Origin of the sequence: Phaeobacter sp. JH20_26, assembly GCF_048056275.1 — a bacterium.
Classification (GTDB): Bacteria; Pseudomonadota; Alphaproteobacteria; order Rhodobacterales; family Rhodobacteraceae; genus Phaeobacter; species Phaeobacter bryozoorum.
In genome coordinates this window covers 1,272,594-1,297,696 of record NZ_JAYMWL010000013.1, presented here as the reverse complement: position 1 = coordinate 1,297,696, position 25,103 = coordinate 1,272,594, and the positions used below count along the sequence as shown (strand labels likewise).

Annotated in this window: 23 protein-coding genes and 1 tRNA gene; 12 read left to right on the top strand and 12 right to left on the bottom strand. The window is 62.4% G+C overall.

Annotated features, from left to right (window positions below):
* Window positions 1-123: 123 nt before the first annotated feature.
* From VWY60_RS12030 to glmM, 4 genes are all read left to right on the top strand, one after another.
* Window positions 124-807 carry a cell wall hydrolase gene (locus VWY60_RS12030; protein WP_340546285.1) on the top strand — a complete coding sequence of 228 codons (684 nt, stop codon included), beginning with the start codon at window positions 124-126 and terminating at the stop codon, window positions 805-807.
* Window positions 808-957: 150 nt separating this feature from the next.
* Window positions 958-1,878 carry a dihydroneopterin aldolase gene (locus VWY60_RS12025; RefSeq protein WP_340544682.1) on the top strand — a complete coding sequence of 307 codons (921 nt, stop codon included), beginning with the start codon at window positions 958-960 and terminating at the stop codon, window positions 1,876-1,878.
* On the top strand, window positions 1,875-2,870 hold the full coding sequence (gene folP / locus VWY60_RS12020; protein WP_416540581.1) for a dihydropteroate synthase: 996 nt from the start codon (window positions 1,875-1,877) through the stop codon (window positions 2,868-2,870). The genes VWY60_RS12025 and folP overlap by 4 nt, the downstream gene beginning before the upstream one ends.
* 21 nt (window positions 2,871-2,891) lie before the next feature.
* The gene (gene glmM / locus VWY60_RS12015; RefSeq protein WP_416535785.1) at window positions 2,892-4,238 is read left to right on the top strand and encodes a phosphoglucosamine mutase; all 1,347 of its coding nucleotides are present in this window, start codon (window positions 2,892-2,894) and stop codon (window positions 4,236-4,238) included.
* A gap of 117 nt (window positions 4,239-4,355) precedes the next feature.
* Here the strand turns inward: glmM and VWY60_RS12010 are convergent, their stop codons facing one another.
* The 3 genes from VWY60_RS12010 to ilvC form a co-directional block, all read right to left on the bottom strand.
* Entirely contained in the window at window positions 4,356-5,273 is a 918-nt protein-coding gene (locus VWY60_RS12010; RefSeq protein ID WP_416540580.1) for a DMT family transporter, read from the bottom strand.
* A 93-nt stretch (window positions 5,274-5,366) separates the two neighbouring features.
* Complete coding sequence (locus tag VWY60_RS12005) at window positions 5,367-6,275, bottom strand: DMT family transporter (RefSeq protein ID WP_416540579.1); 909 nt, start codon at window positions 6,273-6,275, stop codon at window positions 5,367-5,369.
* A gap of 89 nt (window positions 6,276-6,364) precedes the next feature.
* Entirely contained in the window at window positions 6,365-7,387 is a 1,023-nt protein-coding gene (ilvC, locus tag VWY60_RS12000; RefSeq protein ID WP_340544688.1) for a ketol-acid reductoisomerase, read from the bottom strand.
* 132 nt (window positions 7,388-7,519) lie between these two features.
* Here ilvC and VWY60_RS11995 point away from each other — a divergent pair, with 132 nt between their 5' ends.
* Entirely contained in the window at window positions 7,520-7,975 is a 456-nt protein-coding gene (locus VWY60_RS11995) for an Lrp/AsnC family transcriptional regulator (RefSeq protein WP_340544689.1), read from the top strand.
* Window positions 7,972-8,430, top strand: a complete 459-nt coding sequence (locus VWY60_RS11990; RefSeq protein WP_340544690.1) for an Lrp/AsnC family transcriptional regulator — start codon at window positions 7,972-7,974, stop codon at window positions 8,428-8,430. The genes VWY60_RS11995 and VWY60_RS11990 overlap by 4 nt, the downstream gene beginning before the upstream one ends.
* A gap of 88 nt (window positions 8,431-8,518) precedes the next feature.
* Here VWY60_RS11990 and VWY60_RS11985 read toward each other — a convergent pair whose 3' ends face one another.
* The 3 genes from VWY60_RS11985 to VWY60_RS11975 form a co-directional block, all read right to left on the bottom strand.
* A complete protein-coding gene (locus tag VWY60_RS11985) occupies window positions 8,519-9,715 on the bottom strand; it encodes a UbiH/UbiF family hydroxylase (RefSeq protein WP_340544692.1) in 1,197 nt (398 codons plus the stop codon).
* 111 nt (window positions 9,716-9,826) lie between these two features.
* The gene (locus VWY60_RS11980; RefSeq protein ID WP_340544693.1) at window positions 9,827-10,069 is read right to left on the bottom strand and encodes a hypothetical protein; all 243 of its coding nucleotides are present in this window, start codon (window positions 10,067-10,069) and stop codon (window positions 9,827-9,829) included.
* 181 nt (window positions 10,070-10,250) lie between these two features.
* The gene (locus VWY60_RS11975) at window positions 10,251-10,892 is read right to left on the bottom strand and encodes a pyrimidine 5'-nucleotidase (protein ID WP_416540578.1); all 642 of its coding nucleotides are present in this window, start codon (window positions 10,890-10,892) and stop codon (window positions 10,251-10,253) included.
* Window positions 10,893-11,072: 180 nt separating this feature from the next.
* Here VWY60_RS11975 and VWY60_RS11970 point away from each other — a divergent pair, with 180 nt between their 5' ends.
* Entirely contained in the window at window positions 11,073-11,726 is a 654-nt protein-coding gene (locus VWY60_RS11970; protein WP_340544695.1) for a GntR family transcriptional regulator, read from the top strand.
* On the opposite strand, the gene VWY60_RS11965 is transcribed toward VWY60_RS11970, so the two are convergent.
* Window positions 11,723-13,675, bottom strand: coding sequence for a glycosyltransferase (locus tag VWY60_RS11965; protein ID WP_416540577.1), 1,953 nt, complete (start codon window positions 13,673-13,675; stop codon window positions 11,723-11,725). The genes VWY60_RS11970 and VWY60_RS11965 overlap by 4 nt on opposite strands.
* A 137-nt stretch (window positions 13,676-13,812) precedes the next feature.
* On the bottom strand, window positions 13,813-14,976 hold the full coding sequence (gene carA / locus VWY60_RS11960) for a glutamine-hydrolyzing carbamoyl-phosphate synthase small subunit (protein WP_260087337.1): 1,164 nt from the start codon (window positions 14,974-14,976) through the stop codon (window positions 13,813-13,815).
* A gap of 220 nt (window positions 14,977-15,196) precedes the next feature.
* Here carA and VWY60_RS11955 point away from each other — a divergent pair, with 220 nt between their 5' ends.
* Window positions 15,197-15,670 (top strand): GatB/YqeY domain-containing protein, encoded by a 474-nt coding sequence (locus VWY60_RS11955; protein WP_260087338.1) that lies wholly within the window; start codon window positions 15,197-15,199, stop codon window positions 15,668-15,670.
* 27 nt (window positions 15,671-15,697) lie between these two features.
* On the opposite strand, the gene VWY60_RS11950 is transcribed toward VWY60_RS11955, so the two are convergent.
* The 3 genes from VWY60_RS11950 to VWY60_RS11940 all read right to left on the bottom strand — a co-directional run bounded on the left by VWY60_RS11950 (window position 15,698) and on the right by VWY60_RS11940 (window position 19,072).
* Window positions 15,698-16,519, bottom strand: a complete 822-nt coding sequence (locus tag VWY60_RS11950) for a prephenate dehydrogenase/arogenate dehydrogenase family protein (RefSeq protein WP_416592522.1) — start codon at window positions 16,517-16,519, stop codon at window positions 15,698-15,700.
* Between the two features lie 230 nt (window positions 16,520-16,749).
* Window positions 16,750-17,241 carry a DUF2244 domain-containing protein gene (locus tag VWY60_RS11945; protein WP_340544699.1) on the bottom strand — a complete coding sequence of 164 codons (492 nt, stop codon included), beginning with the start codon at window positions 17,239-17,241 and terminating at the stop codon, window positions 16,750-16,752.
* Between the two features lie 157 nt (window positions 17,242-17,398).
* Window positions 17,399-19,072, bottom strand: a complete 1,674-nt coding sequence (locus tag VWY60_RS11940) for a cytochrome c oxidase subunit 1 (RefSeq protein ID WP_340544700.1) — start codon at window positions 19,070-19,072, stop codon at window positions 17,399-17,401.
* A gap of 326 nt (window positions 19,073-19,398) precedes the next feature.
* Between VWY60_RS11940 and VWY60_RS11935 the strand changes: the two genes are divergently transcribed.
* Together VWY60_RS11935 and VWY60_RS11930 are read left to right on the top strand one after the other, a co-directional pair.
* Window positions 19,399-19,827 (top strand): HIT family protein, encoded by a 429-nt coding sequence (locus VWY60_RS11935; RefSeq protein ID WP_416540799.1) that lies wholly within the window; start codon window positions 19,399-19,401, stop codon window positions 19,825-19,827.
* A gap of 451 nt (window positions 19,828-20,278) precedes the next feature.
* Window positions 20,279-22,192 carry an alpha/beta fold hydrolase gene (locus VWY60_RS11930; RefSeq protein WP_416540575.1) on the top strand — a complete coding sequence of 638 codons (1,914 nt, stop codon included), beginning with the start codon at window positions 20,279-20,281 and terminating at the stop codon, window positions 22,190-22,192.
* Window positions 22,193-22,221: 29 nt separating this feature from the next.
* On the opposite strand, the gene lipB is transcribed toward VWY60_RS11930, so the two are convergent.
* Entirely contained in the window at window positions 22,222-22,893 is a 672-nt protein-coding gene (lipB, locus tag VWY60_RS11925; RefSeq protein ID WP_416539331.1) for a lipoyl(octanoyl) transferase LipB, read from the bottom strand.
* 124 nt (window positions 22,894-23,017) lie between these two features.
* Here lipB and VWY60_RS11920 point away from each other — a divergent pair, with 124 nt between their 5' ends.
* Together VWY60_RS11920 and VWY60_RS11915 are read left to right on the top strand one after the other, a co-directional pair.
* Window positions 23,018-24,691, top strand: a complete 1,674-nt coding sequence (locus tag VWY60_RS11920; RefSeq protein WP_416540574.1) for a peptidoglycan-binding domain-containing protein — start codon at window positions 23,018-23,020, stop codon at window positions 24,689-24,691.
* A gap of 156 nt (window positions 24,692-24,847) precedes the next feature.
* A tRNA-Leu gene (locus VWY60_RS11915) sits at window positions 24,848-24,934 on the top strand.
* Window positions 24,935-25,103 lie beyond the last annotated feature (169 nt).

Below are 25,103 nucleotides of genomic sequence, written 5' to 3'. Positions count from 1 at the left end.
GCTTTCGCAGGGGCAGCAGAAAGCAGCGGATTGGCGCTTAACCAAGGGGCAGCGGGGTGCGCTGTCCCGTCGCTGGACGTTTGGAGGGATTTCCACTAGGAGGTGCGATCGCGTGACGTTGGGATGGCCGTGCGCGATCTGTCTAGTGGGGATGCCCTTATGAAGATTCTGACTGTAGCTGCCGTGTTTGCTGCCGCCTTGGCAGCGGCCAAAGATGTATATGCGGATTCCGGTTTGGACGCGCTGTTCGAACGTGAGCAATCCACCCTGAACGCCGTGCCGACCGGGCGTTTGAACAATTTCTTCAACTTCAACCGCTCGGCCAAGAAGGCCAAGGCGACCGAAGTGAAATTCACCAAGGCATGGCTGGACACCATTCCGGCCGCCAAGGGGGGCGAGAATTTTGCCTGCCTCGCCGAAGCGCTGTATTTCGAGGCGCGCGGTGAAACCGTGAAGGGCCAGTTCGCCGTCGCCGAGGTGATTATGAACCGCGTGAAATCCTCGCAGTTCCCTGACAGCCTGTGCGGCGTGATCAACCAGGGGACCGGGCGCAAGTATCAGTGCCAGTTCACCTACACCTGCGACGGCCATAAGGAAGTGATCCGCGAGAAAACCGCATTTGAGCGGGTCTCCAAAGTGGCCCGTCTGGTGATGGATGGGGCGATCACCGGGATCACCGATGGCGCGACCTATTACCATACCACAGCGGTGCGTCCGCGCTGGAGCAAGAGCTTCACCAAGACCGCGCGGATCGGCGTCCATCTCTTTTACCGCGATGATCGTTTCCGGACTGCGCTCAACAACTAAGGCGTGTCAGGGGCGGGTGCTTGCCGTGGTTGAAACCCTGGCAGCGCCGTTTTCGGCCACTGGTATGGCGCATGAAGGCCTGTTATGCGGGCGCGGCATGTTTATGCTGGAACCTCACCGCCAGATAGCCAGTTCAGGGGCTCGACCGTCATGTCTTCAGAAATTCGTCTCGCATTTGCGCATCCTTCCGAACGGTCGGAGGCCACTGCAGCGCGCGGACCGCTGGATCGGATTTCGCTCAGGGATCACATCGTCGAGGTGGAAATCGGCGCCTTTCAGGCAGAACGCGGAACCACCCAGCGTATCTGCTTCAATGTGGTTGTTGAAGTTGCGCCGCTGCCTGCGGATCTGGATGATGATGTCGATCGCATCCTGTCGTATGACCGGGTGACAGAGGCGATTGCGCGTGAGCTGTCCGAAGAACGTCTGAACCTGCTGGAAACCCTGGCGGAGCGCGTGGCCGAGCGGATCCTGCTGGAACCGCAGGCCGTGCGGGCCTTTGTGCGGATTGAGAAACTGGATCGCGGGCCGGGGGCGCTGGGTGTGGAAATCGTGCGCGCCCGCAATCAGGTCGCGACCGGTGTCGACAGTGAAGAGCGCCCGCATCCGCGGCTGATGTATTTGTCCAACCGTGCCATCGACAGTGACCACCTGACCGGCTGGATCGACCAGATGCAGTGCCGCAAGCGTCCGTTGATCCTCTGTGTTGGGGCGCATGAGCTGGCCACGCCGCAGACCGGTCACAAATGGACCCAGCGCCGGATTGATCTGCTGGCGATTGAACAGAACGCCTGGCGGCTCGCGGCAAAGGATGATCGCTGTGTCGTCGTTTCAACGAGAACGGAGCTGGACTGGGCCATGAAAAACGGGCAGATTTGCGTCTGGGCTCCGTCAAAAATCGTTTTGGATGCGGTAGATGGCCCTTCGGCGGCGCCCTCTGACGCGGTGGCGCTGGCTGCTTGGTTCGCCGCCACATTCGAGGCCGGCGAGATGATCGTGATTGGCGCCGCACTGCCTGGCAATCCGGGGGTGCCGCTGCGCGCCGTGGATGTGGAGCAGACCCAACTGTGAGTTATTACCGACCGCTGGTACAACATGGGGACAATCGCCCCGAGGGGGCGTTGTCGCTGATCAGTGGCGGGCTCTGGTTTACCCAGGTGGAAGTGCTGGAGCGCGGCGCGCCACCGCGGCTGATGCCTGCCGGTCTGCTGCCCGAGGATGTGCGCCACCGGCTGACGGCGCGGCGGGCAACGATTGCCGGGCTGGATATGACACAGCCGCAGATCATGGGCATCCTGAATGTGACCCCTGACAGTTTCTCGGATGGCGGGCAGCATGATGAGGTCGGCGCCGCCTGCGCGGCGGCTTTGCAGATGGTTGCCGATGGGGCAAGCATCATCGACGTTGGCGGAGAATCCACCCGCCCCGGTGCCGCGCTGGTCCCCGAAGATGAGGAGATCCGCCGCACCGCTCCGGTGATTGAAGCGATCCGCGCCCGTTCGCAGGTGCCGATCTCCATTGATACGCGCAAGGCGGTCGTTCTGGCCGAGGCGCTGGATGCCGGAGCGAGCCTGACCAACGACGTGTCGGGATTTACCTTTGATCCGGCTCTGGCACCCTTGACTGCGCAGGCCGGGGTTCCTGCTTGTATCATGCACGCCCAGGGCGACCCGGCGACGATGCAGGAAGATCCGACCTATGAGAACGTCCTGCTGGATGTCTATGATTTCCTGAAGGGGCAGATCGACAGGCTGGAAGATATCGGGGTGGTGCGCGAGCAGATCGTGGTTGATCCGGGCATCGGGTTTGGCAAGACGCTGGACCACAATCTGACCCTGTTGCGCAATCTCAGCCTGTTCCATGGGTTGGGCTGTCCAATCCTGCTGGGGGTGTCGCGCAAGGGTTTTATCGGCAAGCTGGGCCATGAGCCGGATGCTGCCGCCCGCGCGCCGGGCTCTATCGCGGTAGGGCTTGCAGCCCTGGCCCAAGGCGTGCAATTCCTGCGGGTGCATGATGTTGCCGAGACGGCGCAGGCGGTTCGCCTGTGGCAGGCCGTCCGATAAGACCCGACCGAAAGGGCTGATATGCGCAAGTTTTTTGGCACGGATGGCGTGCGTGGCACGGCCAATATCCATCCTATGACAGCGGACATGGCGCTGCGCATTGGCGCGGCTGTCGGCCGGTATTTCCGCCGCGACGCCTCAGGGGTGCACCGTGTGGTGATTGGCAAGGACACCCGCCTGTCGGGCTACATGTTCGAAAGCGCACTGACCGCGGGGCTGACGTCGACCGGTATGAATGTGCTGCTGCTTGGCCCGGTGCCGACACCGGCGGTGGGGCTGATGACCCGCTCGATGCGCGCCGATCTTGGCGTGATGATCTCGGCCAGCCACAATCCGGCGGCGGATAATGGGATCAAGTTCTTTGGACCGGATGGTTTCAAACTGTCTGATACCGTCGAAATGGAACTGGAAGCTCTGATCGAGGCCGGTGTCGAACCCGCGCAGGCGCAGAATATCGGGCGTGCGAAACGGATTGATGACGCGCGGTTCCGCTACGGTGAGCGGGTCAAAAGCTCGCTGCCCCGCGATATCCGGCTGGACGGGCTGAAGGTGGTGATTGATTGCGCCAATGGGGCTGCCCACCGGGCTGCGCCGGAAATCCTGTGGGAGCTGGGCGCCGATGTGATACCGGTGGGTGTTTCACCCGATGGCACCAATATCAACCGCGATTGTGGCTCTACTCATCCGGGGACCGCGGCGGAGACCGTTGTGGCCCATGGCGCCCATGTGGGGATCTGTCTTGACGGGGATGCCGACAGGGTGATCCTGATCGACGAGACCGGAAAAGTGGCGGATGGCGATCAGCTGATGGCGCTGCTGGCGACCCGCTGGGCCGAGGATGACCTGCTGTCCGGCAAGGCTCTGGTGGCGACGGTGATGTCCAATCTGGGGCTTGAGCGGCACCTCGACGCGCGCGGGATCGGGCTTGAGCGGACGGCAGTTGGTGATCGCTATGTCGTGGAACGGATGCGCGAAGGCGGCTTCAACCTCGGCGGCGAGCAGTCCGGCCATATTGTCATGTCGGATTACGCGACCACCGGGGACGGGCTGATGGCAGGGCTGCATTTTCTTGCGGAGATGATCCGCTCCGACAGCCCGGCATCGCAGCTGGCGCAGCAGTTCACCCCGGTGCCGCAGCTGCTGAAGAATGTCCGATTTGCCGCCGGGCAGACACCGCTGGAAACAGATCAGGTGCAGAGCGCAATCCAGAGCGCCGAAGCCTCTCTTGCGGGGCAGGGACGTCTGCTGATCCGCAAGTCAGGCACCGAACCGCTGGTTAGGGTCATGGCCGAATGCGAAGATGCTGCCGTGCTGAGAGAGGCGGTGAATAGCGTGGTTGCTGCGGTTGAGGCGGCTGTGGCTGAATAGTCCGGTCGTCGGACATGCCCTGTGACAGGGCTTGTGACATTACAGGGCTTGTGACAGGCCGATGGACAGCTGAGATGGACCCGCTACCCGTGACCGGGTGGCGGGTTTTGCCTTGTCTCAGGGCCGCAGCTTGCGCGGGGAGCCAAACAATCGCCGCAACGCACCGAACTGGCTGATGCCCAGACCGCCGAGGATCAGGGCCATCGCCAGCAGCATGGAGGGCGGAAGTTCCTCGCCCAGAAATATGGCCCCCAGAACCACCGCCCAGACCGGAACCTGATAGTTGGTCAGTGTCATGAAGGTGGGGCCTGCTTCACGAACGACAATGACCCGCAGCAGATTGGCAGCGGCGGTGGGGATCAGGCCCAGAACCGCTGCAATGCCCAGGGTTTGCATGTCCGGGATCACCGGTGGTCCCTCCAGCAGCCAGGCCGCAGGCAGGGTCACGGCAGAACCGATGATGAGCAGGATGGCGGCCAGCCCCAGCGGATCCACTGGCGGCAGGCGTCGGGTCAGGATGGAGCTGACCGAATAGCAGGCGGCGGCGGACAGGCAGGCGGCCCGGCCATAGCCCTCCAATGCGGCGCCGGTGCTCTGAAACGCCTTGCTGCCGATCAGGACCGCGACCCCGACAAAGCCGATGGAAAACCCGATCAGGCGGCGCGGGGTCATCTGCTCTCCCGGCACAAAGACATGCGCCAAGGGCAGCACCATCAGCGGAATCGCCGCCATGCTGACGCCGGTAAATCCGGAGGAGACATGCTGCTGGCCCCATGAAATCAGCATGAAGGGCAGCGCGGTGCTGAGGACGCCGATGATCACCAGCGATGGCCAGTTGGTCTCATCCTTGAACAGCCTGAACCCGCGCAGACCCCAGATCGCGGTCAGCAGCAAAGCTGCAAACCCGATGCGACTGGCCGCGAGCCAGAACGGCGTCGTGCCCGTCAGGGCCAGCTTGATCAGCAGGAATGTCCCACCCCAGACAAAGCCCAGGGTGGCGATCATCAGCCAGTAGCGCGGGGCGATATCGGGCATCGCGATCTCCCTTTGTGGTGTCGCGCGACAAGACCCCGACGGAGTGGCCGGGTCAATCGCAATTGCTTTGTCCGCTATCGAACGATTTGCGGTTCAGGCCATGCGCGGGCGGCGGCTGCGGCTGAGGAGCAGGCCGCCGAGGATCAGGGCCAGCGCGGCAAACAGCTGCGGTGGCAGGGTTTCCCCCAGCAGCGCCGCACCAAAGATCACCGACCAGACCGGCACCTGATAGTTCACGGTGGACAGGAAGGCCGGGCCTGCGCTGCGGGCGACCTGCACCAGCAGCACCTGGGCGAGCGCGGTGGGCAAGAGGCCGAGGTAGATCACGGCGCCCAGTGGCAGGGCGGCGGGCAGCTCTGGCAGCCCTTCGACCCAAAGCGCGGCCGGCACCATCATTGTGGCTCCGCACAGGAGGGTTGCTGCCGAGAGCGAGAGCATATTCACCTGTGGGCAGAGCCGGGTGATGATCGCACCGATGGCATAACAGAGCGAGGCCCCAAGGCAGGCGAGGCGGGCCAGCGATTCAAAATCCGTTCCGGCAGAGCGGAGGGCGTCGACCCCGATCAGCAGCACCACGCCGGCAAAGCCGATCAGGAAGCTGATGCTGCGGCGCAGGGTCATATGCTCGCCCGGCACCAGAAAATGCGCCAGCGGCAGCACAAACAGCGGTACCACCGCCATGCAGACCCCGGCAAAGCCGCTGGCCACAAAAGTCTGCCCCCAGCTAAGCAGGGTGAAGGGCAGCGCATTGGTAAAGAGCCCCATGCCAGCCGCGCAGGCCCAGATGATGCGGCCGTCGCGGTTGCGCAGGGTGGGCAGGCCGATTCCCATGGCGTAGACAACCGCCAGCAGACAGGCTGCACCGATGGAGATCCTGAGCGCGGCAATGGTCAGCGGCGCAAAGCCCCTGAGCGCCAGTGACACCGCCATGAAGGAGGCGCCCCAGATCACACCTAGGAACAACAGCTTGGCCCAATTGGCGGCACCGGGGGAGTCTGGCATCGGATCACCTCAGTGAAATAAATGAAAAAGGGCGCCCCAAACAGGAGCGCCCCGGAGAGCTAGGGTGTGCGAGCAGTCTCGCGGGCGCCTTAGTTCTTCTCTTTGTCGACCATCTTGCCTGCGGAAATCCAAGGCATCATGTCGCGCAGCTTGCCGCCGACCACTTCGATCTGGTGCTCGTCGTTGGCACGACGCGACGCTTTGATGGTGGGCTGGCCCACAGCGTTTTCCAGCATGAAGTCGCGCACGAATTTGCCCTGCTGGATGTCTGTCAGCACGTCCTTCATGGCTTTTTTGGTCTGCTCGTAGGGCAGGATGCGCGGGCCGGTGACATACTGGCCGTACTCTGCGGTGTTGGAGATCGAGTAATCCATGTTTGCAATGCCGCCTTCATAGATCAGGTCAACGATCAGCTTGGTTTCGTGCAGGCACTCGAAATAGGCCATCTCGGGTGCGTAACCGGCTTCGACCAAAGTTTCGAACCCGCAACGGATCAGCTCGACGATGCCGCCGCAGAGAACCGCCTGCTCGCCGAACAGGTCGGTTTCGCATTCTTCGCGGAAGTTGGTCTCGATGATGCCGGAGCGGCCGCCACCGATGGCGGAGCAATAGGACAGGCCGATTTCCAGCGCTTTGCCGGTGGCGTCGGTGTCAACAGCCACCAGGCAGGGCACGCCGCCGCCTTTGGTGTATTCACCGCGCACGGTGTGGCCGGGGCCTTTGGGGGCCATCATGATGACGTCGACGCCTTCTTTCGGCTCGATCAGGCCGAAGTGCACGTTCAGGCCGTGGGCAAACGCGATCGCGGCACCCGGACGGATGTTGTCGTGGACGTATTTCTTGTAGGTTTCTGCCTGCAGTTCGTCGGGCATGGTGAACATGATCACGTCACACCAGGCCGCCGCTTCTGCGATACCCATCACCTGCAGGCCTTCGCCTTCGGCTTTCTTCGCGGAAGGGGAGCCTTCGCGCAGGGCGACGACAAGGTTCTTGGCGCCGCTGTCGCGCAGGTTCAGCGCGTGGGCGTGGCCCTGAGAGCCATAGCCCAGGATGGCCACTTTCTTGTCCTTGATCAGGTTAACGTCGCAATCGCGGTCATAGTATACACGCATGATCATCGTCCTTTTGGTTCGTGTTTGGATGCAGCATAGGCATGTTTTCAATAAAGGAGAGGCGTATCTGGCGCGAAAATCTGCAAATTATTGCAATGGTCATTCGTGTATTATGCAATTATAATGAAAATCATGCTTGATGACTTGGACCGACGCATACTTCGCCATCTTCAGGCGGACCCAGAACAATCGCTGCCTGATCTGGGGGATCGCCTTGGCCTCACCGCCTCGCGCCTGTCGCGGCGGCTGGAGAAGCTGCGCGAGACCGGCGTGATCCTTGGGCAGCGGGCGGTGATCGACTGGCGTGCGCTTGGCTATGAGGTGGAGGTTTCGCTGCGGATCACGCTGGACAAGACCAATCCCCGCGCCTTTGATGAATTCATCCCCGCCGCGCGTGAGATCCCGGAGGTGCTGGAAATCCAGACCTTCCTCGGCCAGGTCGATGTACGGCTCTCGGTGATTGCGCGGGACATGGCACATTATCAGGGGATTTACCGCAGCCAGATCCTGATCCTGCCGCATATCACCGACATCGAGGCGCTGATGCATGTGGCACGCATCAAATCGGACGAGGCGCTGCCGATATGATGGCTCTGGATGACATCGACCACGCGCTGCTGCGCGCATTGGGACGGGATGCCACGCAATCGGCCGGCGCCTTGGGGCGCGAACTGGGGCTGAGCCAGCCCGCAACCTGGCGCCGCATCCGCCGCCTGCAGGAGACGGGGATCATCCGGGGCCGCAAGCTGGATCTTGATGCCGGCAAGCTGGGCTTTGGTGTGACGGTCTTTCTGGGGCTCAAACTGGCCACCAAGGGGCGCGTCTCGCTTGAGGATTTCGAACGTGCGGTGACTGCCATCCCGGAGGTGCAGACGGTCGAACATGTGCTGGGCATGTATGACTATCGCCTGCGGGTGACGGCGCGCGACATTGCTGATTTTGAACGCGTGCTGCGCCGCCGGATCATGACCCTGCCCGGGGTGGGCAATGTGGATGCCAATGTGCTCTTGAGCGAAGAGCGCCGACCCGGCCCGCTCGGCTAGACGCCGCCGTCGCCCGGATGCGACAGCCCTGTCATCTTTCCCCAAATACTCTCGCCGAAGGCACCGGTCCCCGCAGGGGGGCGGATCCTTATTTTACCCCAAGCCCCATCTGCATCAGGGTCTTGCGTACGGGGGCCATGGAATAGAGCGCATTCAGGCCAAACGCGCGTAAATCGCGCAGCGGGCGAGGCGACAGCATCGAGGTCCGGTTCAATAGGTCGATCCCCTTCACCCGCATCAGAATGTCGCCATGGCGGGCCTTGTGATAGCTCTCGAGCATCCTGGCGTCGCCCAGGGCCTCGGGCCGGGTCTGTGCCAGATCCAGCAGCACCCGCAGATCTCCCAGCGACATATTCAGGCCCTGGGCGCCGATTGGTGGCACCACATGGGCGGCTTCGGCCATCAGGGCAAGGCGTTCGCCCGACATGCGGGCGGCAGACTGGCTGATGATCGGCCAGATGCTGCGGCGGGAGGCCAGCCGCAGTTCTCCCAGCACACCGCAGCTGCGCCGGTTCATCTCGATTTCGAACGGGGCCTGATCCATCCGCTGCAATGCCTCGGCTCTTGGGCCGCGTTCCATCCAGACAATCGCAGAGGAGGGCCGACCGTCGTGATCGGGCAGCGGCACCAGAGTGAAGGGGCCGCCGGAGCGGTGAATTTCGGTCGAGACATTCTGATGGGGCAGGTCGTGGGTCACGGCGAAGGCCAGCGCCTTCTGTCCGTAACGGGTGGTCCGCACAGGGATGCCCGCTGCCCGCCGCATCGGGCTGTCGCGCCCGTCACAGGCGAGCACAAGACGGGCCGTGACCCGGGTGCCATCGCTCAGGGTGACCTGGGCGGAGTCCGTGCGCGTGAACAGGCCGGTGGTGCCCAGACCCGCACGGAAATCCACCGTCTCCAGATCGTCCAGACGCGCCAAAAGTTCCCGCCGCAGGAGCCAGTTGGGCAGGTTCCAGCCAAAGGGCTGATCGGAGATATCGGCGGATTTGAAATCCTTGGTGACACGGGCCACCGGCTCTGCCCCGCCAGCGTCGATGATCCGCATGATGTCCAGCGGCGCGGCGTGGGCGTCGAGCCGGGTCCAGATCCCGGCGTCCTGCAACAGCGCCTTTGCCGGTTGCAGTATTGCGGTGGTTCGCAGATCGGCACCGGCCTCGTCGCGCAGTGTTACGGGCGCAGTCGGGTCGACGCAGATCACCCGGAACCCGGCGGCGCCAAAAGTTGCGGCGGCGGTGAGCCCGGCGATACCGCCACCCGAAATCAGAATGTCACAGCTGTCAGTCATCAGACCTGCCTTTCATCACTGGTCCTGAGATAGGCCGCTGGCAGCTGGAATGACAAGCGACATACTGTCCTTATGCCGGGCCTTTTTCGGGGTTCAATTGGCGCCGCGCCCCTAGCCACGGGTGATCATCACCAAGACGACAAACATGATGCCGGTCTTGGCGACCGCAGGGAGGAACAGCGCGGGCAGGCCCCAGATCGCAACAGCGAGGCCCCAGAGCAGAACATAAAGGAGGATAGCCAGAAGCGCCTTTGTGGCGCCACTGTTATGGCTGTCGGCAGGCACGGGAGCCGCGGCCGGGGCTGCGGTCACAGTGGTGCGGTGCTGGCTGTGGTCGAACGTCAGGTCATTCATCGGGCGGGCATCCTTGGCTGTGGCGGAGTGCGCAGCCTGATGGCGGAAGGGCCGGGCCTGCGCGGAAAAGATACCTGCCATATAGAGGTTAGCACTCCCGGAAAAAGTCGGGTGCGGCGGCGCGCCACGGGGGTGCGACAGGATGCGCAGGCCGGGGCCACCTTACGCGGTCCGCAGGCGGCTACAGCAGCCCGAGAAACCCGGTCAGATCATCCGTGTGGTGGTGAATATGCGCGCCGGTCGCCGCGGTTGGTGCCACATGCACCGTACGCATCCCCAGATCATGCGGCGCCTGCAGATTGCGCGGATCGTCCTCGAACATCGCAGCTTTTGTCGGGTTGATCTTTGCCTTGGCAAAGATGATGTCAAAGGCCTGACGTTCGGGTTTGGGGCGGTAATTGGCATGTTCGACCCCGTAGATCTCGTCAAAGCAGCCCTCAAGACCCCGCGCCGCCAGCACCCGCTCGGCATAGGGGGCGGTGCCATTGGTATAGATGATCCGCTTGCCCGGCAGATCCCGGATCCGTTCGGCCAGCAGGCTGTCCGGCGTCAGATGATCGAAATTGATGTCGTGGACCTCGATCAGGAACGGGTCCGGGTCCAGATCGTGATGGGCCATCAGCCCGGCAAGGGTGGTGCCATGTTCGCGCCAGTAGTCATCTCGCAGCTTATTGGCCATCTGCTGGTCGACGCCAAGCGCGGTCATGACGTAGTCCGTCATCTTGACCTCGATCTGATCGAACAGCCGGGCGGAGGGGTGATAGAGGGTGTTGTCGAGATCGAACACCCAGTGGCGGACGTGAGAAAAAGATTGCGATACCATGGCCTGTGACCTAGGTCGCCCGCCGCATGATTGCAACTGTCGCCATGCGCCGGTGCACTACATCGTCGTGGCGTCTTCGGGTCGATCCGAGGGGCTGATTTTAACTGCGTGGTCGGGGCGGGGTTGATTGCACGGCGGCCGGACCTGTAGACATCGGGGGTCAACAACCCAAGGATCGACATGAACCTGACCCGCAGCACCAGCCAGACCGACGCTTACGCGCTGATCCTTGAAGCCATTGATGTCGGGGTTTACCGGCCCGGAGACCGTCTGGTCGAGAGCGACCTTGCCGAACGGTTCGGTGTCTCGCGCACGCCCATCCGCGAGGCGTTGCAGCGGCTGGAGACCCAATCGCTGCTGGAGCGCGATGGCCGGTCGCTGATTGTTGCCTCGCTGGATCACAACCAGATGGCGGAGCTATATGTGGTGCGGCGCGAGCTGGAAGGGCTGGCGGCCAGCCTTGCGGCGCGGCACGCTACCGAGGAGGAGGTCCGGGTGCTGCAGGAGATGGTCGCCTCTGACGATGCCTTTGTAGACAATCCGACGGAGCTTGCGAAGGCCAACCGCCGGTTTCACGAGCAGATCCATCTGGCGTCACATAACCGGTATCTGGTGCAGCAGCTGAACCTGGTCCACCGCACGATGGCGCTGATGGCGACCACCTCGCTGGCGGCGGAGGGGCGGGGCCGGATTGCGCAGGCCGAACATAAGACCATCGTGAACGCGATCGAGCGTCGCGATGAAGAGGCGGCGGGGCGGGCGCTGAAGGATCATATTTCTGTCGCCTTCATGACCCGGCTGAAACAGGACGCGGGCGATCGCAGCAAGGGCTAGGTGCCACCGGTCGGGAGCCTCGGGGCGAGCGGCTTGCGAGCCTTCGCAGGTTGGCCGTGCGCGGTCTTGTCCCAGAAGAACGGTTTGAAAATCAGCTCGTAGAGCGCCTTGTAGACGGCAATCACACCCATCGGAAAATAGAGCATCATGCTGGGCGCCCAGAGCGCCAGCGATCGCCGACCGCTGGCAAAGGCCGCTGTAACGGCGATGATGATGCCAAGGAGTTCAAAGAAAACCAGGGCGGCAGCGGCCAGATAGGGCGCGCCTGCGGGCAGCAGCGGGGCGCTGGGATGGCCAAGGCCGAGGGTGATCAGCCAGAAGGTCCAGAGGCAGGGCGCCAGCAGGAACTGGCCAACGGTGCCGAGGAAGAAGGCCTGAAGGCCGAGGAACTGGCGCCAGCCCAATTGCCGCGCCAGTACGGCGGGGCGGCGCATATGGACCAGATAGGTGACCATGAACCCCTTCAGCCAGCGCGAGCGTTGCTTGATCCAGGGCCATGCGCGGCAGTTGGCCTCCTCATAGGTGGTGGTGGGCAGCATTTCCGTGCGATAGCCAAGGCGGCTGAGGCGGACGCCAAGATCGGCATCCTCGGTCACGTTATGGGCGTCCCAGCCGCCCAGCTGTTCCAGAACGTTACGGCGGATAAACAGCGTGGTGCCACCCAGCGGAACCACCAGCCCAAGGCGGGCGATGCCCGGCAGTACGATGCGGAACCAGCTGGCGTATTCGAGGGTGAAGCAGCGCGAGATCCAGTTCTGATCCGGGTTGTAGTAGTCGAGCGCGCCTTGCAGGCAGGCCAGATCGTTATCGCCCTGCGCAAAGGCACGTGCGACCTGTTCCAACTGGTCGGGATCCGGGGCATCTTCGGCATCCCAAACACCGATAATTTCCCCCCGGCAGTAGTTCAGCGCGTAGTTCATCGCCCGTGGCTTGGTGGTCAGGCCGCCGTGGGCGGGCACTTCGATCACGCGGAACCAATCGGGTAAATCGGCGCAATGGATGGCGTTGCGGGTGACCTCGTCGTCTTCTTCGAGGACCAGCAGTACTTCGAGCAGGCTGCGCGGGTAGGTGAGTTTGCACAGGCGTCGCAGGAGGGCGCGGCCGATTTCGGCCTCTTTGTAGAGCGGGACAAGGACCGACATGCGCGGCAGGCGCCGTCCCGTGGCCGCCAGCTGTAGAGGGCCTGCGCTGGGCGGCTGCTTTGGTAGAGGCTGCGTGCTCTCGTGCAGACGTCGCCGCCGCCGGTCCTGCAAATGGGATACGAATCCTGCACATTTCAGCAGAATGAACAGCAAGAGCGTAAAGAGCGCCAACCCGCAGAGCAGGGTGAAAACCAGCCTTGGCCGGGTCGCGGTCAGGCCAAGGCCGGCGAGTCCCGTCAGCAGCGGCAGGCCTAGCCAGTTCGGCTGGCGCAAAGTGCGGCAGCTATAGCGCAGCGGTACAGAGGCGCTGGCGTCGCGGGCAAGATCCTCGCGGAAATGACTGCTGAGCAGTTCGGTGATCTGCGCTTCGCTTGCGATCACCGGCCGCACATCGTCAAAGCTTTCTGCAAGGTCGTGCTGCACCTCGGCAAAGGCGGCTGGATGCGCTATCGCGACGATCACGGTCTGCCCCAGTTGCATGTATGGCAGCGCACAGCGACGCAGCCAGAACCGGGCGGGTTTGCGCGCGAGCAGACGCGCCTGGGGGCGATGCCCGCCCAGATCAACCCGTGGCATCCCGTGCTGGGACGACAGCGCATCCAGAACCTGCTCCTGACTGGCCCATCCTTCGGAAACAAGGATCTGATCAATCGGAGCGCGCTGATGCTGACGCAGAACCAGCGCCCGCATCAGGTGATCCTTGCTGACGGCGTGATCTTCCACCAGCCGCCGTTCAAAGGAGGTCTGGCGTTCGCGCCGAATGAGGGGTCGTGCCGCCTCTAGGAATTTGAGGTTGTGTTCAACCATGACAGCACAGTTTATGCGGTCATGGATTCGAGCAAGAGGTTTTTACAGGGGCGCATTTATCAAGCCCTTGTTTTCCATGGCAAAAGCTTGCCATGGAACCGTGTTTTTTGCGTAGGCTTATCTCAGCCCCGCTGAATTTACGCAGATTTGCGCGCAGCCATAGCCTCGGCGAAGCGCTCGAACAGGTAGAAACTGTCCTGCGGGCCGGGGCTTGCTTCGGGGTGGTGCTGCACCGAATAGACCGGACGATCGGAGATGCGAATGCCACAGTTGGAGCCGTCGAACAGCGACACATGCGTCTCTTCGACACCGTCAGGCAGGCTCTGCCCGTCGACGGCAAACCCGTGGTTCATCGATGTGATCTCAACTTTGCCGGTGGCATTTTCCTTCACCGGGTGGTTGGCGCCGTGGTGGCCGTGGTTCATTTTGACGGTCTTGCCGCCAAGCGCCAGTGCCAGCATCTGGTGGCCGAGGCAGATCCCGAACATCGGCAGATCCGTGGTGTCGAGGATCTGCTGGATCATCGGCACGGCATAAACGCCAGTGGCGGCGGGATCACCGGGACCATTGGAGAGGAAGACACCATCGGGGTTATGGGCCAGCACCTCATCAGCGGTGGCAGAGGCCGGCAGGACGGTCACGTCACAACCCGCCGATGCGAGGCAGCGCAGGATATTGCGCTTGGCACCGTAGTCGATGGCGACAACCTTGTGCTTGGGGTCTTCCTGACGGGTATAGCCCTCGGGCCAGGCCCACCGCATTTCGTCCCAGCGATAGCTTTGCGCGCAGGTAACGTCCTTGGCCAGGTCGCGTCCTTCGAGGCCCGACCATTCGCGGGCCTTGGCGATCAGTGCTTCGATGTCGAAATTGCCGTCGGGATCATGGGCCAGGGCCACATGCGGGGCGCCCTGCTGGCGGATCGCACGGGTCAGGCGGCGGGTGTCAACGCCGCCGATGGCGATACGTCCGGTGCGGGTGAGCCAGGTTTTCAGCTCTTCGGTGGCGCGCCAGTTGGAGGATTGTGTCGGATCCCATTTCACCACCATGCCTGCGGCGACGGGATCGGCGGTTTCGTCATCCTCGGGGGTGACGCCGGTGTTGCCGATGTGAGGGAAGGTGAAGGTCACGATCTGCCCCGCGTAGGAGGGGTCGGTCATGATTTCCTGATAGCCGGTCATGGCCGTGTTGAAGCAGAGCTCTGCCACGGTTTCGCCGGTGGCACCAAAGCCGTTTCCATAAAAGATGGTGCCATCAGCCAGTGCCAAACATGCGGTGGGCTTGGGTGGGACGGTATCGGCCATGGCGCGACTCTCCAATATGGGCAAAATTCACGGGTATCTAAGGGGTGTGCGCCAAGCCGTCAAGCCTCCGTCGCTGCGATCTGGGCCTGTTTGCGGGGCGAGGCCGGCACCATCTAACGGTGTTTGGGTGCCCCAACGTCATTTGTCTGGCCCCAACTTGAACTTGACTACCACTTTAGGTAAAGATCCGGTTTCCGACTCCGTGGGAATGGACAGATAAATGGATACGCGAACTCGGGTCAATATGGCCCTGAAACAGGCCATGAAGGACCGCGCAGCTGCCCGACTGGCAACCTTGCGTCTGATCAATGCCGCGATCAAGGACCGTGAAATTGCCGACCGGGTCGATGGTGAAGGGGGCGGAATTGGCGATGCAGAGATCCTCGCCATTCTGGGCAAGATGACCAAGCAGCGCAACGAAAGCGCACGCGCCTACGAGGAAGGCGGACGGCTGGACCTGGCCGAACGCGAGCTGGGTGAGATTGCTATCATTGAGGAGTTCCTCCCCAAACAGCTGAGCGACGACGAAATCGCCGAGGCGGTCAAGGCTGCGGTTGCTGATACTGGTGCGCAGTCGATCCGTGACATGGGCAAGGTGATGGGCGCCCTGAAGGGCAAATACACCGGCCAGATGGATTTCGGCAAAGTCGGCCCCCTGGTGAAGGATCAGCTCTGCCACAGCGGCGACTGCTGACGCTGATCTGAGCCAATCGCTGTCAGATCAGAAGCCCGCCACCTTTGGCGGGCTTTTTGCTGGGCATTGGGTTGCCGACCAGGGGGTTGCCCGGGGCTGGTATGTGGATGATTGGCCGAGGTCGGCCGCGCATTGCAGGAAGGTGGCGCGCACCTCAGCGGCAAAGGGATTGTCGCGCAGGATCGCCTGCTGCACGTTGGGGGCATCTCCGGCGACCATCCGGCTGGCCTGTTGCATCAGTTCGAAACTGGCTGTGGTCATCCGCAGGGGACCCGGGGCAACCTGACTGAGCGCCTGGGCGATCAGATGGGTCAGACCCTGTACTGTCGCCAGCTCGCGATCATGGGCCTCGGGTGTGGTCCAGATGACATCGAGCCCGAAGACATGGCGCAGCAGCGCCGCCAGACGCAAGGGGCGCCCGCCGCGTAAGGGGCAGAGAGCGATTTTCTGACCGGCGAGACCCTGCGCGGCGCTTTGGGGGCCGAACAAGGGATGGCTTCCCAGAAGCTGGACCTCAGGCGGCAGGGTCCGCAGCATCACCTCCGCCGGCGCCATTTTGACAGAGCCGACATCCATCACCAATGCGCCGGGGGTGAGCAGCGGTGCAATCTCGTGGCAGAGCTGCTCCATCGCACTGACAGGGACGGCAAGAATGACCAGCGGGCAGGCGGCGGTTTCGGCAAGCGGGCAGAAACGCAGGGACGGGTGTTGCGGCAGGTCACAGCCTGAGGCTGGATCATGCACGCAGATCGGCACCAGCGGCGACAGGTGACGGGCGATCAGCTGGCCAAAGGCGCCAAAACCAATCAGGCCAACGCGGGGGAATCTGGTGGAAAGCGACATCGACATCGGGCTCCAGTCTGTGCCGCGCTGCCGTTGGGATGATGTGAGATGCTGCCTCTGTCCGCCGGAACGCGGCGGGATGAACATCAAGAAATGAGAATACGTCCGCCGTTATGAAAACAGCGGATAATACTGGATCGAAAAGGATACGGACGTATTGAACATATGCCTCTGATACGCGGCGCCCCGGCCAAAGTCAAAGGCGCAGTTATGCGGGGCGCTCCGGCATCGGGGTGTCACGGGCTGTGCCGGTGCAGCGCGGTCTTCAGATCCTCATAGAGCGCCTTGCGTTCCTCCTCGGACAGGAAGGCGCCGATTTCGACCTCTCGGCCACTGCCGCGCAGGGTGACGTAATTCGGCACGGGTCCGTCATCGGCATGCAGTTCGACCTGTGTCCAATAGCGGTTACAACGCCAGTTCTGGCGCTGTCCGGTCGGGTTGATGCGCTCCAGATGCGCTTCGGTGGAGTCCAGCGTCAGCACTTCCAGCACATGCCGGTCACGGCGACTGCGATCCAGCGCCCATTTCACCGCAAACAGCGTCGCTGTTACAAAGGGCAGAACTCCCCAGAGCGCCGCACTGCCCAAAAGGGGGATCATCGGGATGGTGATCAGCGCCGCAAGCACCCCCAGAAAGCGGACATAGCCCTCTGGCGGCAGCGACTGATGCGGCCAGAGGTGCAGCTCTTGGTTGCTGTCGGTTCGGGCTGTGATCCATTGATACGGCATGGCGTGAATTTAGCGTCCGCCAGCGGCCTGTCCAGCATCTCGACAGGGCCATGCGTCGCAGCTGCAAAAGGGGGGAACCGGGTCGGTGCTGCGGGCAAAAAGGAAGGCCCCGAAGCGGGTGCTCCGGGGCCTGTCTGTCATTCAGTTCATCAACACCTTAGTGCGAATGGGAGCGATCCCAGTCTTCCTGCTTGGGCAGGATTTCGAAGGTGTGCTCCGGCGGCGGAGAGGGCAGGGTCCACTCCAGCGTATCCGCATATTCGTTCCAGTAGTTGTTCTGGGTGATGCGGGCACCGCGCAGCAGCGAGTAGATCACAACGCCAAAGAACAGCAGGAACGATGCAAAGGACAGGAACGCGCCATAGGACGAGATCTTGTTCCAGTACGCAAAGCCTTCCGGGTAGTCGATGTAACGACGTGGCATGCCCTGACGGCCCAGGAAGTGCTGGGGGAAGAAGGTCAGATTGGCGCCGATGAAGAACATCCAGAAATGGATCTGGGCGCCCAGCTCGGAGTACTGACGACCGGTCATCTTGCCGAAGTAGAAGTACACACCGGAGAAGATCGCAAAGACAGCACCCAGCGACATCACGTAGTGGAAGTGCGCAACCACATAGTAGGTGTCGTGATAGGCGCGGTCGACAGCCGCCTGCGACAGAACCACACCGGTCACACCGCCGACGGTGAACAGGAACAGGAAGCCGAAGGCGAACATCATCGGTGCTTTGAACTCGATCGAGCCGCCCCACATGGTGGCGATCCAGGAGAACACCTTAACGCCTGTGGGCACCGCGATCACCATGGTGGCCAGCATGAAGTAGGCCTGCTGGTTCAGCGACATGCCGACGGTGTACATGTGGTGCGCCCAGACGACAAAGCCCAGAACACCAATCGCGATGATCGCCCAGACCATCGGCAGGTAGCCGAAGACCGGTTTGCGGGCGAAGGTCGCGATCACGTGGGAGATGATGCCAAAGCCCGGCAGGATCACGATGTACACTTCCGGGTGGCCGAAGAACCACAGGATGTGCTGATACAGGATCGGGTCGCCGCCGCCGGCAGGGTCAAAGAAGGTGAACCCAAAGTTGCGGTCCATCAGCAGCATGGTGATCGCGCCGGCCAGAACTGGCAGGGACAGCAGGATCAGCCAGGAGGTGACGAAGATCGACCAGGAGAACAGCGGCACCTTGAACAGGGTCATGCCGGGGGCACGCATGTTCAGGAAGGTGGTGATCATGTTGATCGCACCGAGGATCGAGGACGCACCAGAGACGTGAACGGCGAAGATCGCCAGGTCCATGGAGAAGCCGCCTTCGTTGGTGGACAGCGGCGGGTAGAGAACCCAGCCGACGCCGGAACCGGCCTGGTCGTTGCCGCCCGGTGCGAGGACCGAGGCAACCGCCAGCGAGGTGCCCGCGACATACATCCAGAACGACAGGTTGTTCATCCGCGGGAACGCCATGTCCGGCGCGCCGATCTGTAGCGGCATGAAGTAGTTGCCGAACCCGCCGAATAGCGCGGGAATAACCACGAAGAACATCATCAGGATGCCGTGGCCGGTGATCAGAACGTTCCACAGATGCCCATTGGGGGTACATGCCGCAGACGCATCTGCAAAAAGACGTGCACCTTCAAGGCACATGTACTGAACGCCGGGATCCATCAGTTCAAGCCGCATGTAAACGGTGAACGCGACGGAGATGAAACCAACGATCGCCGAAACGATCAGGTAGAGAATGCCGATATCCTTATGGTTCGTGCTCATGAACCAGCGGGTGAAAAAACCGCGCTCGTCTTCGTGGCCGTGACCATGAATGGCTGCATCTGCCATTAAGGTGCCTCCTGTTGCATAACGATAGGCCAACAAACACCGTCCCCGGCGGGCCTAGACTCATCCTGCGTTTTAGTTCGCCGGCAACAGGCCTTCAATGGCGGAGTTTGATATGGATCAAGAATAATTGTCGCGGGCAGGCCCTTTCGGGCTGCCTTTCTGATCCTTTGGCGCCGCGGTCCGGCGTATGTCACGGCGAAGCGCCCCCCGGCCTTGGGTCGTCCGGGAAGGATTTAGCCGTGTTTTATCGAACGGGCGGTTCTTGCGTGCTTGACCAGCGGGCGATAGCCGCGCAAGTTCCCGTTGATAGCTACGGAGGGCAGATAGTGGCGGTGTACGATCCAGACAATATCTTCGCAAAAATTCTGCTCGGAGAACTGCCAGCGCACAAAGTCTACGAAGACAATGACACCCTGGTGTTCATGGATATCATGCCGCGCTCCGACGGGCACATGCTGGTGATCCCCAAGACGCCCTGCCGGAATGTCCTTGACGCATCACCGGCCCAGCTGGCTGCGGTCATGGCGACCGTGCAGAAGATCGGTCGGATCGCGATGCAGGCATTTGACGCCCAAGGGATTACCATTCAGCAGTTCAACGAGGCTGCGGGTGGGCAGGAGGTGTTCCATCTGCATTTCCACGTGTTGCCACGTCGCGACGGCGATACAGTGCGACCACCGGGCATAATGGCCGATCCGGGTGTTTTGCAGGCACATGCGGAGATAATGCGCAAGGCCGTGGACGCCGCCGCCTGATAGAGGCCGCATGTTCTCAGAGTAAGCGATTACCGGCGGGCTGTCCTGGCCTGTCGCGGCTCGTGCTGCTGTGCTGATGCACAGGCGCGAAGTCGCGGACCAGTTATTCTACCTTTGGATGAAATTTATATTGATATGTGTGACCCGTTTATCCTAGGGTCCCGGCAGTCTCGGCCATAGGGCCTGAAGAACTGAGAACTGAACCGATATCGGGAGGGGGCTTGGCAGCGCAGCTGTCCAGGCGGAGCGATGTGGGTTTCATGTTTATGGCGGCCTGTCCCTGGCCTGCCCGTGGTGTCTTTGCAGCGCCCGGCGAAGGGGAACCGGAAATGAAAGTTGCGGCAGTCTCGTATTGGTCGGGGCTGGTTGTGTTCATACCAACCTGCGCAGATGCGCCATGGTTTTGCAACGTGACGGGCGTTTGGCCTGTGTATGTTGCTGAGGAGGGGCCGTGGGTAAGACGGCAGAGGATAGTGGTGATCTAAGGGGGCTGTCGGACGAGACAGTGGCAGCGGCCGTCTACGGCTCTGTTCTTGGCGCGTCCAATGCGGTCGCCTGGCGGGACCGGCTGATCCGTGCGGGCTATGATGGTGTCGCCGGGAAAGCCAAGAGCGCACTGATAGGATCGACGCCGGTTGGCGCCGGTAAGGCGGTTGCCAGCTCCTGGCAGGGATCTGCGGGCTCTTCTGATGGGGTGGGGCTTTCGGCGCATTTGTCACCTGAAGGCGAGCTTGCCGGGGCGGCGCTGATCGGACGTCACTTTGACCGCGCCATCTATCTCAGGAGTCGCCTGATCGCGGCGCAGAACCATGGATCCTGGCCAGAGCTTCAGGCAGTGCTTCCCTGCGGTGCGAGAAACTGGCTGCTGGTATCGCGCGAGGCGGAGATTCTGGCCGCAGGTGATGACTGGCCGAGTCGTGGGCGCATCACCGCGCCCTGGATCGCTCAGGCCATCGGGGTTGCGGATGCCAAGCTGCCGCTGTGGCACACGCTTTTTGATGAGGATAGCCCGCGCCCTGCACTTACGTTGCTGCGGGGCGAGGGGGGGCGGCTGCTGATGTGCCAAGCGGTGGGCGGCCGCGGGGAGAGGCTGGGCGCCGTCGATGGTGTTTCTGGCGCGCGCCCGTCTGACATGGCTGCATGGCGCGGCCGATTACGGGCCGTGGACCCCTCGGCACCGGCGGTTCTGGTGGAACAGCTTACGACCGGCTGGTCGGATGTGGCGGCAGATCAGGTGGCATTGCGGTTCGGCTTTGATCCGGAGGAAATGTCGCTGCTGCGTCATCTGTTGATTGAGGCCGACTGGATTGAGCTGCGCATCGGGACCGGTGCCGAACGCGGGCCTGAACTTGCCCTTCTGGGCCAGATGCTCAGCAAAACTGCAGCGCCAAACTGCCCTGAGATGCTGCGGTTCCTTGCCTATCTCATGCAGCAGACGACTCGCGATCACGATATAGCTGCGGGTCGCGCGTCACCCCCACAACGCGTACTGAGCCTGGCGTCCGGGCTGACTTCACAATATTTGCAGTTTGGCGCCGAGCGCGGCCAGCCGGTGATCTTTGTCCATGGTATCTTTGACGGGGTTGCGGCGATCCAGCGGCTGCAACCGCAGTTGCGGGCGCGTGGCCTGCGGTGTCTTGCACCTTTGCGCTGCGGCTATGGTGGCTCGGACAGTTTGCCGAGCGGGACTGATCCGATTGATTTATTCGTAACCCAGTTGGATGCGCTGATCGACGCGGAGGGTTTGGTCAATCCCATCCTGATGGGGCATCGCAGCGGATGCCTGTTTGCCGCCGCCGCCGGGCGCAGGCTGCGTGACCGGCTGGGCGGGGTGGTCTGTATCGGCGCGACACTGCCATTGCCCAGTATCGGACATGCAAGGGCCCTGCGCGGGCATCAGCGCGCGCTAGCGCTGAGCGCGGTCCATGCCAGCGCGGTGCTGCCGCTTGTGGTGCGCAGCTGGTCACGGTCCGTGCGGCAAAAGGGGCCGCAGGTCCTGGTGTCGCGCCAGATCGCCCGCGAAAGCGCGGACCGTCAACTGCTGGCTGACCCCGCGTTGAGCGCGGTTCTGGACCAGAGCCACAGGATGATGATGCAGCAGGGGCGCGGCGGCTACGAAATTGATCTGCGGCTGGCGGTTCGCTCGCGCGACATGCGCCATTGTGCCAAGGCCGCGCCGACCATCTATCTGCATGGCGGAGAAGATACCGTGACGCCGGTCGACAAATTGCAGGCCGCGCTGGGGAGTGGTCACGCCAACCTTCAGATCCGGGTCAGCAAACGCGCCGGTACCATGCTGCTCTATGCCCAGCCGGAGCTGGTGTTTGCAGCGATCGACGACCTGCGTCAGCGCATGACGTCATGATCGGCCTGTCCCGCAACGGGGGCTGACGCCTAGTCGAGGGCACAGGTATCGGTTGTGGCAAAGGCGACATCGAAACATTGCTTCAGCGCCACATCCACATCCGTCATCGTGACCGGCAACCCCAGATCCACGAGGCTGGTAACGCCGAATTCGGTGATGCCGCAGGGGACGATGCCGTCAAAATGGCTGAGGTCAGGCTCCACGTTGATCGAAATGCCGTGAAAGCTCACCCATTTGCGCAGGCGGATGCCGATTGCAGCGATCTTGTCCTCGGTCTTCTCTCCGTTGGGCCGCAGGGGTTTGTCGTCCCGCTCCACCCAGACGCCGACACGGCCGTCGCGGATATGGCCGGTCACGTTGAACCGGTCGAGCGCCAGGATCACCCAGCGCTCCAGCTGGCGGACGAAACAGCGCACATCGCGGCCCCGTTTGGCGACATCCAGCATGACGTAAACCACGCGCTGGCCGGGTCCGTGGTAGGTATATTGTCCGCCGCGCTTGCTTGCGTAGACCGGGAAACGGTCGGGGTCGGTCAGATCGCCGGGCCGCGCCGAAGTGCCGGCCGTATAGAGCGGGGGATGTTCAACCAGCCAGATACATTCCTCGTGGGTTCCTGCGGCAATACCCGCCGCACGCTCCTCCATGAAGGTGACGGCCTCGTCATAGCCGGTCAGGCCGGAGGTGGTGATCCATTCAACCATCGACGGTGTCCTTTGTTATGACTTTTGTAACCACTATAGAGCAATGCGCGGAATTTTCTGGCCTGCGTGATGGGTCGTGCGCTACCGTGATTGCGTGTATTCATCAATGGGGGGGACGCGTAATATGTTCTCAAAATCTCTTAAAACTACATTGGCAGCATCAATTCTGGCGACCTCCGGGGCTGCTCCGGCGGTTGCCGACAATCTTGGCGCGGCGCTGGTCGGCAGTATCATCGGCGGCGTGATCGTCAATGAAGCGCATAAAAACCGCGCGCGCAAACAGCCAGTGACCCGCAAACGGACCTATTCGCCCGCGCGGGCACAGAACCGTGAAACGCAGACGGCGCTGAATTACTTCGGCTTTCCCGCCGGCTCCCCCGATGGCGTGATGGGGCGCAAATCCCGCAGCGCCGTGGCGCAGTATCAGGGGCATATGGGTTTCCCGGCGACCGGGCAGCTGACACAATATGAACGGGATTTCCTGGTGTCGTCCTACAGCCGCGCCCAGATTGGCGGCCCGCAGGTGATCAAGGCGATGCAGGGTCCCAATGGCGTCCGCGGGCTGTTGCGGATCTGGCGGGATGAGGCGACCGGCACCCGCAGCGCGAGTGCAGCCGGTTATGGCAGCTACGGCGGCCTGCCGTTTGAAGTCAGCCAGGCCGTGGATGAAATCGCGGCCAGCGCCGATCCTAGCGCCGAACAGCTGTTGCAACGTTCGGGTTTCATGCAGCTGGCGGATCTGAACGGCGATGGCAAGAACGACTACATGATCGACACCTCGGTGTCCGGCAGCTCCTTCTGGTGCGGTGCGTCGCATTGCTCCGTCATGGTCTTTGCCTCAACGCCGCAGGGCTATCAGCGCAATGACTTCATGGCGCGGGGCGTCACGACGGCAAACTTCGCCTGTCATCAGGGCGTCTGCCGGATGACGGATGAGCCGACGTCTGGCACGGTTCAGGCGGCTGTGCCAACCCCGGCCCCTGCGCCCGCACCCGCTCCGGGAGCAACTGTGCTGGCCTCCGCGCCGCAGGCCGTCGCTCCGGCGCCTGCTCCCGCACCCGCTCCTGCCGGAGGCGGGCTGGCCGGCATTCAGCTGTTCCAGCAACCGGCACCGGCGGCAAGCACCGCGTCGCTCACCAGCCATTGCAGCAAGGTCAGCCTGCTCACCAGTTCCAACGGTGGCTATATGACCGTTGCCAATCTGCGCGACCCGGAGCTAGCATTGGGTGAGCAGTTCTGCCTGACCCGGTCCTATGCGATCAATTCCGGCGAAGCGCTTGTGGCCAAGGTGCAGGGAGTGAGCCAGGCACAGGTCGACAGCCAGTGCGACGCCTTTGGGCCTGCTGTTCAACCCTATCTTGCCAAACTGGCGACCACGGGCAGTGACGCCTTGATTTCCGACGTGCAGAAATTTGTGCTGCAATCCAACATGTCGATCGAGCAGCTGTCCAATACCGCCGGGATCTGCCTGTTCTCGGGGTATCGCCGTGACAATATGGAGGTGGCGCTAGGAGCGGCGCTCATCATGGTTGGTGTCGGCCAGCGTCCCTATGCCGAGCTGATTGGCCATCACCTGGCGCAGGGCTTTGGTGTTGCGAAATCGCGCGAGCAGGCACAGGGCTGGTATCAGACAGCTGTTTCCGCGCTGGAGGCCGGGGTTGATCCGGTCTTCGCACCCGGACAGCCGGAACGAGTCGCCCTGATCAGGGCCGCCGCTGCGGGCCTGACCGGCGCATTGGCGCAACCGGTACCGGCGTCCAGCACCGCAGCCGCGCTGCCGAGTTTCTCAACGGACTGATCGGTTTTCACACCATCAGACCTGTCAACGGGGGCGGAATGATCATCCGCCCCCGTTCCTTTTTCGGGCGAGCAGAAAAGCCTGAGAAATGATCATTTTGCATCTTCACAACCGTCCCGCGCTCGTCTATACGCCGCTACACCAAGTCAAGACAGTGCGGTCGTGGCGGAATTGGTAGACGCGCAGCGTTGAGGTCGCTGTGGGGTAACACCCGTGGAAGTTCGAGTCTTCTCGACCGCACCATTTCACATTTTGATGTGAAGATATCCAAAAATCCAAAACTCTCAGCAGCTTGCGCCCTGCGGCAAACGGTCTATCTGTCGTAGGCCCATGGTGATTTGATGGTCGCGTTGAAGATGGTTCTTGTCCCAAGAGCCATCGCTTTTCTTCGGTATTCCAGGGGCTTGACAGG